Consider the following 13332-nt stretch of genomic DNA (forward strand, 5'->3'; position numbering starts at 1 on the left):
CGCCCGCAAGGCTTGATCGTGATCTGTGGGACGAACCACCAGCGGAGGCTCTGCACGGGTCGACCGTGGTTCCTGGCCTGGGAGAAGGGCAACCGTGCGGATTGGAGGCGTCGGCGGGGGCGGAGGCGCTGGTAAAACGTGCCGACTCCGGTGCCAGGAGGGGGGAGCTGGCGTCCGGCCAGGTCTCGGGCGAGCTCTTCGCTCGGCGAAGAGGGGGACAACTGCTCGCCCGGGTGCCCTGGGGTCGGGGCTTTCAGCGCCGTCGCCGGGCGCGTCCAATCCGCACGGCTCGGTCCTCGGCTGCCAGCGCGGAGCGCGAGCCGGACCGATCGACACCTCCCGGAGTCCAAGATCAGAACCTCGTCGCGCAGAAGCTAACAAGTTCTCTTCTGTCGTGCAAGATAATTGCCGTAGAACATCCGGACTTCCGAGTACTCCGGTTCCCGTTGCGGGTGGGGAACCCCCTGCTCATGCTGAGCAGCGTGAAGACGCGGCTGGTCCCGCTCGGCGGGTGCGCAGCGCTGCTCGTCGCAGCGAGCGCGTGCACGATCAACATCGTGCCGCCGGGAGCCACGCCGCCGCCGGCTCCCGCCCCTGCCACCGCGCCGCCGCAGGCGCCGACGGTGGCGCCGCCGACCGCGGTCGAGCAGCAGGAGACCGTGCGGACCACGGACGACTGCCGGGAACTGCGGCGGTCGGGCATGAGCTTCACCGACGTCGTCCAGTACTGGTACGGCTTGGGCAGTCCCGTGGACATGGACGACGACCGCGACGGGATCCCGTGCGAGACGATCTACGGCGAGAAGAACGGCCCCTCCACCACACCGCGGACGCCGACCCACGACTGCGCGACCTTGCAGGCCCAGGGCATGTCCTTCGCCGAGGTCACCGACTACTGGTACGGACTCGGGTCACCGTCGGACATGGACGACGACTCCGACGGCATCCCGTGCGAAACCATCTACGGCGATCGCTAGGCGAGAAGCGCTGCGCGCTCGGGCGATGTGACCGTGGACGCAGGGGGCACCACGCGAACCTACGGGTGCGTAACCTTCACGAATGGCTGAAATCGTCTATCCGCCCGTCATCCTGGCGGCGAAGGCCATGTTCCGCGTGCTGGACAACCGGCTGCGTGTGACGGGCACCGAGCACATCCCGCGCACCGGAGGCGCGGTGATCGCCTGCAACCACGTCAGCTACCTCGATTTCATCTTCTGCGGTCTGGGCGCCCAGCCGGCTGAGCGGCTGGTGCGCTTCATGGCCAAGAAGGAAGTCTTCGACAACAAGATCGCCGGGCCGCTGATGCGCGGCATGCACCACATCCCGGTGGACCGGACCGCGGGCCGCGAGTCCTACGACGAAGCGGTGCGCCGGCTGCGCGCGGGCGAGGTCGTGGGTGTGTTCCCCGAGGCGACCATCAGCCGGTCGTTCGGCGTCAAGCCCATCAAGTCCGGCGCGGTCCGGATGGCCGCCGAGGCCGGGGTGCCCGTCGTGCCCATGGCCCTGTGGGGCACGCACCGGTTGTGGACGAAGGGCAGGCCGCGCACGCTCACCAAGCGCCACCTGCCCATCCACATCCACGCGGGCGAGCCGTTCTGGCCGACTCCGCAGGACGACGCGGACGTGCTCACCGAGGACCTCCGCTCCCGGATGTCGACAATCCTCGACGGGCTCCAGGCCGACTACCCCGAGGAACCGGCGAGCGAGGACGAGCGCTGGTGGCTGCCCGCCCACCTCGGCGGCACCGCCCCGACACCGGAGGAAGCCGCGGTCCTCGACAGCCGCTCCAAGGAGTGATCACTGGTGGCGTGCGGTGCAGGTGCGGGTGTGCCGCTCCTCGAGCACCTCGGCGGCGGTGCCGGGTGAGTCCCACCGCCTGAAGCAGCGGCTCCGCGCACCACCTGGACGTGCAGCCACGGGAGTTGAGGCCGGTCACCGGGTGTGCGGTGACCGGCCGTCGCGGCTCAGGACGAGCAGTCGACGTTGGCCGCGTTGCCGCTGCGGACGCGGACCTCGACCATGGACGCGGTGTTCTTGGGCCACTTGACCTCGCCCACCCCGCGCGTCCCGCAGCCCAGCGACTGCCACTCGTCCGGGTTGGACGCCTTGCCCATCCGCGCCACCACGCACGCGCACTGGTTGGTGTCGACCTGCACGTTCCAGGTGATCCGCAGCGTGCCGTCCCAGCCGCTGGCCGGACTGGTGCAGGAGCACTCCTTCGAGATCGGTCCCCACTTGCCCGGGAACCCGTTCGTCCGGCTCCTGCAGATCGCTGCGGACCCGGGGTCGCGAAGAAGGCTGCCGAGAGCAGCGACATCAGCGCGGCCATCACCAGCGCGGTCGAGGTCGTCCTCATGAGCGCACTCGCTCTCGGTCAACGGTCGGGATCCGCCGGTGGGCTGAGACCGCCGGCGGAACCGAGACTGTGCAGACCGCAGATGACCAGCAACCGGAAGTCGATGTCCGCCGCCACCGCGCTGTGTCCACGGCCAATTCCGGTGACCGTCGGAGCATCTCAGCGGTGGTGCACTCGTGTGCCGTGCGCGGTGTCGCCACCGAGGTCGGTCACCAGGTCACCGGGAGCGACGTGACCCCTCCGGTGATGGTCGGGCGGACCTCCAGCTCGTCCACGTCCTTCGCCAGCCGCAGACCGGGGAGGCGACGGGCGAGCGTCTCGAAGACGATCCGCAGCTCGGTGCGCGCGAGGCTGGCGCCGATGCAGAAGTGCGCCCCGTGGCCGAAACCCAGGTGGGTGCGCTCCTCGCGGTCCGGGTTGAACGTCTCCGCGTCGGCGTAGGCGGAGTCGTCGCGGTTCGCCGAGTTGATCGACAGGACCACGGCCTCGCCGCGCCGGATCGTCACGTCGGCGATCTCGACGTCGGTGTGCGCGTAGCGCAGCAGGCCGAGGTCTCCCGGCGCGCCCAGTCGCATGATCTCCTCGACCGTCCGGTTGACCCGACCACCCGGGTCGGCGGTCAGCGACCTCCAGTGCTCGGGCCGCGTGAGCAGGAACAGGGTCCCGAGGCCGATCCGGTTGACCGTGGTCTCGTGACCGGCGAAGAGCAGTCCGACGCACAGCCGGATCATCTCGTCGTAGTCGTAATCCTCGTCCTCGTCCTGCGCGCGCACGAGGTCGGAGATCACGTCTTCGCCCAGGTCATCGCGCTTCGACTCGGCCAAGCCCGTCATGTAGGCGTTGAACTCTGCCCGCGCTCGGTGCGGATCGTCGTCGGCGGCGAGGGTCGCCATCCGGCTCGACAGCGAGTGGAAGAGCTCGCGGTCGCTCTCCGGCACACCGAGCAGTTGGCAGATGACCGCGACCGGCAGCGGGAAGGCCAGCCCGGCGTGCAGGTCGACGACCCCGCCAGCCTGGTGCTCGGCGATGAGCTGGTCGATGTAGCCGTCGACCAGCTGCTGCACGTGATCAGTGAGCATCCGCATCCGCTTCGCGGAGAACGCGGGGGTCAGCAGGCGGCGCATGCGGGTGTGGTCGGCTTCTTCGGTCTCGAAGTTGCCCGTCGGGCCGTCTTGCACCGCGGCGGTCGACACCCGCGACGCACGCTCCGGTTCGGGATGCGAGCGACCGAACCGCTTGTCGCCCAACAGCTGCCGGACCTCGTCGTAACGTGTGACGAGCCAGGCGGGGTCGCCGGCCGGGGTGGTGACCGGTGCGACCGGAGCCTCCCGCCGCAGCACCTCGTACAGCGGAGCGAGATCGAGCACGTTCGGCCTTTCGAAGGGCAGCTGCGGGCGCTCGGCGACAGTACTCATGGCACTCCTCGGTGCGATTTAATTGGCAGGCACTGCCAATAATGTTGCGGCGTCTAGGGTGTGTCAACACAGATCGGCGAGCCAAGAGGGAGGTCCCCGTGGCAGAGCGCCCTCGCCGCGGCCGCCCACCGGCCAGCGAGCAGCAAAGACAGCAGCAGCGGCTGGACATCTCCCGCCACGCGGTGGCGTTGTTCCGCCAGCACGGGGTGTCGGGGACGTCGGGCGAGCAGATCGCCCGCGCCGCGGGCATCTCCGAGCGGACGCTGTGGCGTTGCTTCCGCAGCAAGGAGGCCTGCGTCGAACCGCTGCTGTCGAAGTCGATCGACGCGTTCCGGGCCGTGCTGCGCACCTGGCCGCCCGAAGTCGAGCTCGCCGAGCACCTCCGCGCTGCCTACACGCCCGTCCTCGACGGAGCCGAGGACATCGAGGCGGTGCTCGCGGTCATCCGCATGACCCACGACGAACCGGCGCTGCGCGCCACCTACCTGGTCCTCCGCGAACGCGCCGAACCGGCCTTCGCCGAAGTGCTCGCTGCGCGCATGGGGCTGCCGGCCGACAGCCTCGAGGTCCGGATGCAAGCGGCCGCGACCAGCGCGGCCCTCCGCGAGGCCACCGACGACCTCGTCACCTCGACCACCGCCGACGGCATCCCGCCCGCCGTCCTCCAGGAGCACCGGGAGCACGTCGCGGACGCCCTCCGCCGCCTCACCCACCCACCGGCCCCGTCGATCTGACCGAGCGTCGAGGGCTTGGCGGCCTACGCACATCTGCGTAGCGCAGGTGCCGCGCCGCTGCGGACGACTTCGGCGGTCGCGCACCGGAGCATCTCCAGCACCAGGTGCGACAGGCGACTTCTCGGGGAGCTCCCATGACCGCCACCCAGCAGACCCAGCAGACGCGGACCTTCCGGCTACCGGCACGTGCCCGCCGCGCGGTGCTCCTGCTGCACGTCGTCGCCGGTGTGGGCTGGTTCGGGATCGCAGCGGTGACGTTCGTGCTCACGCTCGCGATGCTGACCCGCTCCGACTCCGCCGTCGTCCGCGCGGGTTACGAGTTCCACGAACTGCTCATCGCGTCCCTCGCCCGCCCGGCGTCGCTGATCACCTTGGGCACCGGGCTCGTCCTCAGCACCGGCACGAAGTGGGGGATCGCTCAGCACTACTGGCCGTTGGTCAAGCTGGTGCTGACCGTCGCCACGATCGCGATCACCGCCAGCCTCGCGCCGGGCTGGATCGCGACTGCGGCACGCCTCTCCAGCGGCTCCGTCGACAGCGCGCAGGTCAACCTCGTGGGCATGGCCGCGTTCCACCTCCTCACGGTCGGCGCCGCCACTTGGCTGTCGATCTACAAGCCCGGTGGGCGCACCCGCTGGGCAGCGCGCACCCGATCGCCGTCGGTGCAAGGCCGCCGCTGACCTGCGCCGCCACCGCTGCGCTGCGACCCGGTGGTGTCACGATTCGCATCACCACGTGAGCGACAACTCCTCCGGTTCTGTTCGTTGAACCAGGTGCCGGAGGCGTATCCGAACAACGAAACACACGTGACCAGCGGTGTTTTCGATTCTTACCCGAATTTCAACCATTTCTCCCCCCGGGGGCAGTGGTCGCTCAACGCGTAGTGGGGCGTGTTCGGAAGGGTGAAAATTCGCCCCACTCCGGTGGTTGAGGAACACTTCCGCGTGCCGATCACCGACATGAGGGGAAAATCGGTGATTGACACCGTTTCCGCAGGTGACGAGGGCCCTATGGAAGGATGTTCAGAGGTTTGCCACCGGTTCTCACCGGTAGCGCGGAGTTGTCGAGTTCGCCTTGTCGCAGCGTCCTCGAGCACGCGCTCGTGTTCGCGTGCTCACTTGAACACGCAATGCATTGTTGGGCTGCACAGCCCACCGTAACGCTTCGCCCGTGAGGACGATAGTGAAGATGAATCGCATGCGTGAAATCACGATATGTAGCAACGTGGGTTCCCTGTGCGGCCACACGGGTGACGTTGTGTTCGGAGTAAGGAGTGCTGGTGGCCAGCCACGATGACACGGCCTTGTCCTACCTCTACGGACGCTTTTCCTTCGCCCGGCAGATGATGACCGACCCGGACTGCAGCCGTGAGAGCCGCCGGGACTGGGCGATGCGCGCCGAAGAGCTGCGCCAATGCCTCCGGAACCTGGAGCAGTGGCGTGCCGAGGAAGTGGGCAGCCGCTACGAGAGCGACGACGTCACGGCGATGGAGATCCTCCCGCCCAGGGAGTTCGCCTACTACTGACCGAAGGAGCGGCGGTCAGACGGACGTGGAGCCCGCAGGACACGCGGGAGGAGACCAGCGTGTGGAACTGGCCTCCTACCCGATCCGCGAACAGCGGAGAGCGAGGTCGCTCAGGCGGGCGCCGGCCCCGCGTGCGGTGGCGGGGGAGCGGACGCTGCGGCACCGTGCGGCCGGGCTTGGAGCGCGCGGGTGGCCGCGATCGCGCCGTAGACGATCAGCCAGAACCCGAGCAGGTAGGTCATGGTCACCAGACCGAGGCCCGGGTAGATGAGCAGCGCGATGCCCGCGAGCACGCTCAGCGCGCCGGACGCGATCGCCCAGCCACGACCGGGCACGTCGTGCCCTGCGATCGAGTGGAACGTCTCGATGAGTCCGCCGACGATCCAGAACATCCCCAGCACCAGCGGGAACACCAGCGCCGCTTCCGCGGGGTTCCGGAGCACCGCGACACCGGCGAGGACGGCGAGGACGGCGAGGAGCAGGTGCACGACGGCTCCGTCGCGCGTGCTCAGCGCGCGGACGAACCAGAAGACACCGCCGATGAGCAGCTGCACCCCGAAGACGATCGAGATGATCTCGATGGTCGGTCCCGGAGCCACCAGCGCTGCGATCCCGGCCAGCAGCGTCAGGACACCGAAGGCGAGCAACCAGCCCCAAGAGCGCCCCACCCGGCCCAACGGTTCACCGGCGGACGTGCCCGCTGCTCGTGCGTTCGACATGCGCACCTCGCAGGAGAAGTTCGGACGGACAGCCTCAGGTTGCGAGCAGCGCACCTGCCCTCCCAGGGTCGAAAGACCTCAGGGTTGGACGCTCATCCGCCTTCGCGAGGAGCAGGCGCCCGTGCTGCCGGTCGTGCCGCGTGGAGCAGGCGCACCGACTCCGCCACGATCGCCGTCAGCGGGGGAGCGACCACCATGCCCACGGCTCCGCCGAGTGCCCCGCCGACCAGCGTGACGAGCAGGATGATCAGCGGGTGCAGGTCCAGGACCGCGCCGAAAGTGAACGGGCGGACGAAGTTCTCCAGCACGGCGTTGGCGAGGACGACCACGCCCAGCATCGCGAGCCCCGTCTCGAGACCACCTGAACCGAGGGCCATGAGCACGGCGAAAGCACCGGACAAGAACGCCCCGACGTACGGGATGTAGGCGGTCACGAAGCTCAGCAGACCGATCGCCAGGACGAACGGCACGCGCATCACCGCGGCTCCGAGCACGAGCACGGCCGAGTTCATCACCGCCATCGCCGTCAGGCTCTTGAAGTACTGCCGAGCGATGGTGGCCGCCCGTTCGGTCACCACGACCCCGTAGCCGCGTGGTCCGGGGACCCCACCCGAGATCAGCGCGTGGATCCGAGGTGCGTCGGCCAACACCAGCACCAGGACGTAGACACCCACCAACACCCCGAGGACGCCGACTGCGAGGGCTGTCAGACCGGAGCTCAGCTGCGAGACCACACCGAGCGCGAGCGAATCACCCGACCCCGCAGCCGCCGCGCTGACCTGGTCCACGAGCTCCGGGCCGAACGAGACCCCCGCCAGCAGATCGCGAGCTCGGGACACCGCGCTGGTCGCAACCCGCACGATCGCGTCCCACTGCGACACGATCCCAGCCGTGAACACCAGGACCACGATCCCCAGGGCGGCCAGCACCAACAAGCAGACGGCAGCGGCCCCTAAAGCCCGGGGAACGCGCATCCGCGCAAGACGAGCGACCAGCGGCTCCGCGATCGTCGCGGCACCGATCATCACGACCAAGGGGATGAGGAGCGGCCGCGCCACCAGCACCACGAACACGACCACCCCGACCGCCACTGCAACACCGGTGAACATCCAGCAGTTCACACCCCACCGGTGAAGCCGGCTCTCCCCGGCGGCGCAGCAGCAACCGCCCGCCGCGCTGAAACCCGCGTGTCCTCCGACCCGGCGACCCCGGGACGCTTCCTGCTCCGCGGCATCCCACCCTCCCGCGACCAGGCCGGCAGGCGCCGGTGCTGGCCCCAGTACAGGCGCACCCCGCCCACCCAGGCAGGGCCAGGAGTCCCGCCCGACGATCTGGCGGTTGAGTCGCACGGCTGGGAGCGTGAGAACGCACGATCACTCGCCTGCGTCACGACCATGCTCTTGTTCGGTGGCGGGCACCTAGTCCTCCGGAAGATCACCCATCGCAAAGACCGGCACGTGATCGCGGACGATCTCGATCGAACGCTCGCACCGTACCGGGAGGACGAAGAGGAGTAGAGCAACGCTCATGCGATGCTTGACTCGTCCAAACCACCTCAGCACTGCGTGCCGCAGACACAGGTCTGCAGCTGGATGACTGCGGTGAAAGATGGTGCATGAGGCGAGGTGTTCGCGTTGGATACCAAACCCCGAACCCGCGACCTAATCGGAAGCGCCCCGGCAGGCCTCGAATCGGTGACTCCGTCTCGAGGAGGCGGTGCTTCCTGTCCATTTTCGATATTCTTCCTATGAGACGCTCCCGAACGCTATTGAGCTGGCGCAGCGGATGAAGTTTAATATTGCAATTAGCAACCCATGTTTTGAAATGTGGCTTCTATTCCATTTTGAGGCGTGTTCGCGATACATGACCCGAGGTCAGCTCCGGGAAAAGCTTCGAAAGCATGGATTTGATGGAAAAAGCATCCCGCGCAGTTTCCCGTTCAAGGATGCTCCGCTGGCGTCAAGTAGAGCCCCGCGTTTTAAAGGGGATTGTCCTGAAAACCCCGGATCTGGTGTCTACTTACTAAGTGATTACTTGCATTCGGAAAGGGAAGCTGACGAGAGCTGGTCCGTCCGAATAATTCTAAGGGTCGGTGTGTTGCTGTTATGCAGAAGGACCACAGCCAGGCGACCCACTGTAAACTGGAAGGCTGCCATTTGCGCGGGCATAGTAAGCCGATCACGCTGTTAACTTGACCAGCACTGTTCTGTGAATTTGCCAAGGTGGCGGAGCCGCCTATCGTGCAGGGGCTCGCGGTTACTGTCGCGCTCCCCAAGCGGCCCTGCGGGGCCGGCTGCCTTCCGCACGCGCCAGGGTGAAGCTGCTGACCTTTCCCTTTGCGCCCGGTCGCGGCGTTGGCCTGCCGGGACCGGTGAGCGCAGCGAGCCGCATGCCCGGCCGGCCAACGACCGCTTGACCGGGCTCGCATACAGGAAGGCCGGCAGCTCCACCCTGGCTCGCATACAGCGGCAGGCGGCCCCGTAGGGGCCGAAGTAGAGAAAGTCTAAACACGCGGGTCAGGGCGCCGCGAGATTCGCACTGGGCGCCTTGTCTGTCGTAGGCGGCGCTCTGGACGCGCTTTGTGCAGGTTGCTGGCACGGAGGCAAACCCTGGAGAGTCCCCTGCTCTTTCCGAGTGATGGGTATTAACCCTCTGATCTCGTACTACGTGGTTCGATACGGTGTCGCGGAATCACACTGGGAGCGCTAGGGGGAGTTAGCCGTGACACATCCCGGGGACGGCATCACAGCCCCGCCGGAGCTGTTCGACCGGCTGCGGGGCACGCTCGACGGCGGAACGCAGGGGCTTAACGGTCTTGCTCAGGCAGCACCACCCGGGGCGAACGCTGGTGAGTCGACGCCGCCGCTTGTGGAGACGCTAGGCAAACTCCTGGAGGCGAGCGCCGGGGTGCTTGCCGGAACACAAGCGATGGCTGCGGACGTACAGACCACACGCGATGCCTACTTGAACAACGATGATGCGGCGGCGGATCTGTTCCGTCGTGGCGGACAGTAACCGGGGTCGGTACACGTGACAGCGATCAACACAGAGGTTCTGGCGGAACCGAACTCCTGCCGGGAGGGTGCCGCTTATCTCACGAAGCTGGCCAACGCCAACCATGAGGCTGGTACTGCGCTCAATAAAACGCGCTCCGAGTCGGAGTCAGCTTGGGAAGGTGCGGCGGCGGAGGCGTTTCGGGAGCAGGCCACCAGAGCCGCGAGCGACACTGACGAGGTGGCTCGGATCGCGCACAAGGTCTCACGTGAGCTGACGTCCTTCGCGGACAACATCGCTACCTGCAAGTCCCGGATGGAGCGCGCCCTGGATGCTGCACGTGAGGGCGGGCTCATCGTGCGCGGTACGTGGATTGAGAAGCCGAACGGAGATCCGACACAGACCGCCTCAGAGGGAGCCGGCAGCCCGTCGATGCCGGGACTCGACCCGACAGACCAAGCCCGAAAGGACCGCGAGCGCCGGCTGGATGCATGGCGGGAGGCCGAGGACCTGGTGCAGTGGGCGCGGCGCTTGGAGAACACCGCACACGAGGAGCTGAACGCCGCGCTCGAGGATGCCAACGCGCTCGTCGCCTCGCTGACGAAAGGGTCAACGTGGCTGGGAAACACAGTCGCCGTGGTTGGTGCATTGCACGGTGCGGCGAAGAAGCTGCAAGGCATGGCAGCAGAACGCCTGGCGTTCGTGGAGAACTTCTCCCGGTTGTCCGCTGATTCCGCGATGCCCGCCGCGACTCGGCAGGCGCACATGACCAAGCTCATGACCTCGATCGGTCTCACTGAGGCGCAGGCCGCCAGCAACGCACGGGCGCTCGGCAACCTCGGGGAAACCAAGGTAGGCAACATTCTGTTCAACCCGCTCGCAAAGACCTTCGGCGGAACCAAGCCCGGTGTTGTGCGAACCGTTGGCCGCATGGGCGGAATCGCCGGTTTCCTCCTGACCGGAGTCGAGTCGGGTCGCCAGATCATCGTCGAGGGCAAGCCCGTCGGGAAGACGCTCTCATCCAACTTCGCGAGCTACGGCGTGGGGGCAGGCGTGGGTGGCGCTGCTGCCCTTGCTGCGGGCGCAGCTGGGGTGGCGGCAGCACCCGTCACAGTTATTGGGGTGGGCGTTGGCGCAGGTGCCGCGTGGCTCTACAGCTACTCTCAAGAAAATACTTGGCAGGATTTCCAGCACGACTCGAAGGAAGTGACGAAGGACGTGCTGGATCGGCATTCCAAGTCCCAGGAACAACTTCATGAGGTCGAACGCAAGCATCCCGGCTCCACGCCGCTGACGAAGTGGTGACAGCAAAATGCCAAAGCACATCTGGCCGAAGTGGTTGCGGTACTTGACGGCCGCAGTCGCGATCGTCGTAGGTTTGCTTCCACTCTTCATCGCACCAGGAATGGCTGAGACACATGGGTTGGACCGAGCTACGGGTTCGAACATTGGAGCGTTGATCACAGTGGCCTACTTCGTAGTCGTTGGTGCGGTCAGCCTGAAGATCATCCGTCAACAGTCGCGTCGTGAGGTCGGGCAGGAAGTGAATCGGCTTCTGTACCCGTACCGCGACGAGGAGGACAAGGGGAAGCCGTGACCCCTCACCTTCGGATTTTCCTTGTGTGCCTTGGTCTTATGGCGGCACCGTTGGTTCCGGTCTGGATCGCCGGAGGGCGTGAAGGTAGCGCTCTGGCCGTGGCGGTGATGTCCTCGCTGCTGTTTGTCGGCGCAGCGATGGTTGGCTGGTGGTTCGTCCGGCGTGAGGTCCAGGAGCGTGAGCACGATGGGTCGTGACGATCTGTTCTCGGTGGATGACGTGGCTCCCGCTGTGTTCGGTGCGGAGCACGAAGTGGCAGTCGACGACGAGGCCGAGCAAGAGGACGTCCCGCCTCCGGAAGCGCTATATGTCCCGTCGGAACGCGTTGATGCACCTCAGGATGAAGTCACGATCCAGTTGAACCGCACGGAGGACAACGAGCTGGTCTTGCTGGCGTTCTCCTCGCCAGAGCGACTCGCCGTGTGTCTGGGGGACGAGCAACCCTTCTGGCCGTGCCGAAGGCGCAGATCGAACTTGTTCGCCAGCGGTGTGAGGCTGCGTTCATCGAACTCGACCCCGTACTACCTCAGGATCCGTAACGGGAGATGTGCAATTCCGGTGACGAGGCACGCTTGTAACGCCAAGATGGCATCGCCGCCGAGCCAGTGACATCGAGGTAGAGCGAGTGGACACCGTGCTTCCGCCGAAACCGGACCTCTCCGGTGAACCACGGCCGCCACCCGCCCCCGAACTGCATGTCTGGGGCAAGGTCGAACCTTTACCAAAGCTGATCAACTCGAGTTGGGGGTGACGCGCCATCCCTGAGCTTCCCGATGCTTGGGGGCCTCCTCTGGCGTGGTGGCGAGCGTCGCCGTTGAGATTGCTGAACACGGCGGTTTGGTACTTCGTATTCGGTGTCGTCGTGCTCACCTTCAAACGCTGGGGTTTTGACTGGGCAGCAGACTGGACCATGTGGCTGGCGCTCATCTTGATCCCGACCGTCCTCACAGCCTTCATGAACAACGACCGGCTTATCGCGGCTGGCGCGCACTGGCTCTACCACAAGCGCCGCTGGATCAGGACCTACGAGCTGGAAAGCGTGCGGGTCGCCAGCGGTTTGACCGCGAATGACCTGGCGTTGGGTCAAGACGGGAGGGAAGTCCTCATCCGCGTCGACAACCTGCAGGAGAACCCCGCGCTCTGGGACCTGGTCTACAACGGGATCCGCCACTCGGTGGCCAACGGGGCGAAGGTCATTGACGACACGGCCGCGAAGTCGCCTTCCGCTCGGAGCATGCTCAACCTATGAGATCGGGTTGGCGTGGCTGGAGACCGCGTCGAGCTGAGTCGAGAAGTGTGCGGGGTGGCGCAGGTCTTTCCGAGATCCTGCGCCCACCGAGGTGTGACACCCTGATCTGCAGGCCGTGGAGATGGAGCGCAACGGACGACGGACCCTCGCCGGGTTGTGGTTCTTCCTGGCGCTGGGCCTGGTGTTCACCACCACTGGTGTTCAGCAGTTCCTCGCCGGGCGCTCCACGACGGCTGACCCGTTGTGGTGGGCCGCGTGGACGGTGGAGCCTATGTTCGCGGGTTTGTTGATCGTGCTGAACTTCGAGGCGGTGATCCTCGCTCACGGGGTTTCGCCTGATCACCAGTGGTCGCGGCTCAAACGCGTCTTGTTGACCTCGACGCTGCTGATGAACGTCATCCCGCAAGTCCTCCCGCTGCTGCGGGGCCGGTGGGCGGAGTTCAACGCGGGTTCGGCGGTCGTGCACGCGATCATCCCGCGGACTACCTCGGTCACGAGCGGGTCAGCATGACCCAGGACGTGTACATGACGCGCAAGTCGCGGGGTAGCTCGGCTGCGGCAGCGCTGGCAAACATGCAGCTCAGCGGCTGAAGCAATTGTGAGGGAAAAGTGGGGGTTGATCTTGGATGAGATCGGCCCCCGCTTTGTTTCCCCTGGTCAGGCGCCCCCGGCAGGATTCGAACCTGCGACACCGGCTTTAGGAGAGCCGTGCTCTATCCCCTGAGCTACGAGGGCCTGATCGG

16 protein-coding genes and 1 tRNA gene are annotated in these 13332 nt (G+C 66.5%); 12 read left to right on the plus strand and 5 right to left on the minus strand.

The genetic code is table 11. The features are described from left to right. The first annotated feature begins 482 nt into the window (after positions 1-482). The gene (locus EIL87_RS15290) at positions 483-977 is read left to right on the plus strand and encodes a hypothetical protein (RefSeq protein ID WP_125091227.1); all 495 of its coding nucleotides are present in this window, start codon (positions 483-485) and stop codon (positions 975-977) included. Between the two features lie 82 nt (positions 978-1059). Then, positions 1060-1797: a lysophospholipid acyltransferase family protein gene (locus EIL87_RS15295; protein WP_125091228.1), complete on the plus strand. Its 738-nt coding sequence runs from the start codon at positions 1060-1062 to the stop codon at positions 1795-1797. A 167-nt stretch (positions 1798-1964) separates the two neighbouring features. On the opposite strand, the gene EIL87_RS15300 is transcribed toward EIL87_RS15295, so the two are convergent. Both EIL87_RS15300 and EIL87_RS15305 read right to left on the minus strand, forming a co-directional pair. Continuing rightward, the gene (locus EIL87_RS15300; protein ID WP_199740429.1) at positions 1965-2378 is read right to left on the minus strand and encodes a hypothetical protein; all 414 of its coding nucleotides are present in this window, start codon (positions 2376-2378) and stop codon (positions 1965-1967) included. A gap of 187 nt (positions 2379-2565) precedes the next feature. Continuing rightward, entirely contained in the window at positions 2566-3771 is a 1206-nt protein-coding gene (locus tag EIL87_RS15305; RefSeq protein WP_125091229.1) for a cytochrome P450, read from the minus strand. Between the two features lie 98 nt (positions 3772-3869). Between EIL87_RS15305 and EIL87_RS15310 the strand changes: the two genes are divergently transcribed. From EIL87_RS15310 to EIL87_RS15320, 3 genes are all read left to right on the plus strand, one after another. Further along, complete coding sequence (locus tag EIL87_RS15310; protein ID WP_233576270.1) at positions 3870-4505, plus strand: TetR/AcrR family transcriptional regulator; 636 nt, start codon at positions 3870-3872, stop codon at positions 4503-4505. Between the two features lie 134 nt (positions 4506-4639). Beyond that, a complete protein-coding gene (locus EIL87_RS15315) occupies positions 4640-5185 on the plus strand; it encodes a hypothetical protein (RefSeq protein WP_125091231.1) in 546 nt (181 codons plus the stop codon). A gap of 599 nt (positions 5186-5784) precedes the next feature. Continuing rightward, positions 5785-6030 (plus strand): hypothetical protein, encoded by a 246-nt coding sequence (locus EIL87_RS15320; RefSeq protein WP_125091232.1) that lies wholly within the window; start codon positions 5785-5787, stop codon positions 6028-6030. Positions 6031-6140: 110 nt separating this feature from the next. Here the strand turns inward: EIL87_RS15320 and EIL87_RS15325 are convergent, their stop codons facing one another. Together EIL87_RS15325 and EIL87_RS15330 are read right to left on the minus strand one after the other, a co-directional pair. Next, complete coding sequence (locus EIL87_RS15325; protein ID WP_233576271.1) at positions 6141-6749, minus strand: HdeD family acid-resistance protein; 609 nt, start codon at positions 6747-6749, stop codon at positions 6141-6143. A 92-nt stretch (positions 6750-6841) separates the two neighbouring features. After that, positions 6842-7858, minus strand: a complete 1017-nt coding sequence (locus EIL87_RS15330; RefSeq protein ID WP_125091233.1) for an AI-2E family transporter — start codon at positions 7856-7858, stop codon at positions 6842-6844. 607 nt (positions 7859-8465) lie between these two features. On the opposite strand from EIL87_RS15330, the gene EIL87_RS27945 reads away from it, so the two are divergent. The 7 genes from EIL87_RS27945 to EIL87_RS15360 all read left to right on the plus strand — a co-directional run bounded on the left by EIL87_RS27945 (position 8466) and on the right by EIL87_RS15360 (position 13100). Further along, positions 8466-8939 (plus strand): RloB family protein, encoded by a 474-nt coding sequence (locus EIL87_RS27945; protein WP_125091234.1) that lies wholly within the window; start codon positions 8466-8468, stop codon positions 8937-8939. A gap of 531 nt (positions 8940-9470) precedes the next feature. Beyond that, entirely contained in the window at positions 9471-9764 is a 294-nt protein-coding gene (locus tag EIL87_RS15340; RefSeq protein ID WP_125091235.1) for a hypothetical protein, read from the plus strand. 15 nt (positions 9765-9779) lie between these two features. Next, positions 9780-11048 carry a WXG100 family type VII secretion target gene (locus EIL87_RS15345; protein WP_125091236.1) on the plus strand — a complete coding sequence of 423 codons (1269 nt, stop codon included), beginning with the start codon at positions 9780-9782 and terminating at the stop codon, positions 11046-11048. A gap of 160 nt (positions 11049-11208) precedes the next feature. Next, positions 11209-11340 (plus strand): hypothetical protein, encoded by a 132-nt coding sequence (locus EIL87_RS27725; RefSeq protein WP_267898854.1) that lies wholly within the window; start codon positions 11209-11211, stop codon positions 11338-11340. A gap of 186 nt (positions 11341-11526) precedes the next feature. Beyond that, entirely contained in the window at positions 11527-11949 is a 423-nt protein-coding gene (locus EIL87_RS15350) for an SAV_915 family protein (protein WP_325049476.1), read from the plus strand. A gap of 253 nt (positions 11950-12202) precedes the next feature. Beyond that, positions 12203-12589, plus strand: a complete 387-nt coding sequence (locus tag EIL87_RS15355; RefSeq protein ID WP_125091238.1) for a hypothetical protein — start codon at positions 12203-12205, stop codon at positions 12587-12589. 121 nt (positions 12590-12710) lie between these two features. After that, the gene (locus EIL87_RS15360) at positions 12711-13100 is read left to right on the plus strand and encodes a hypothetical protein (RefSeq protein ID WP_233576272.1); all 390 of its coding nucleotides are present in this window, start codon (positions 12711-12713) and stop codon (positions 13098-13100) included. A 151-nt stretch (positions 13101-13251) separates the two neighbouring features. Here the strand turns inward: EIL87_RS15360 and EIL87_RS15370 are convergent. Beyond that, a tRNA-Arg gene (locus tag EIL87_RS15370) sits at positions 13252-13324 on the minus strand. Between the last annotated feature and the right edge of the window lie 8 nt (positions 13325-13332).

Origin of the sequence: Saccharopolyspora rhizosphaerae, assembly GCF_003931915.1 — a bacterium.
In the GTDB taxonomy this organism is placed as follows: domain Bacteria; phylum Actinomycetota; class Actinomycetes; order Mycobacteriales; family Pseudonocardiaceae; genus Saccharopolyspora; species Saccharopolyspora rhizosphaerae.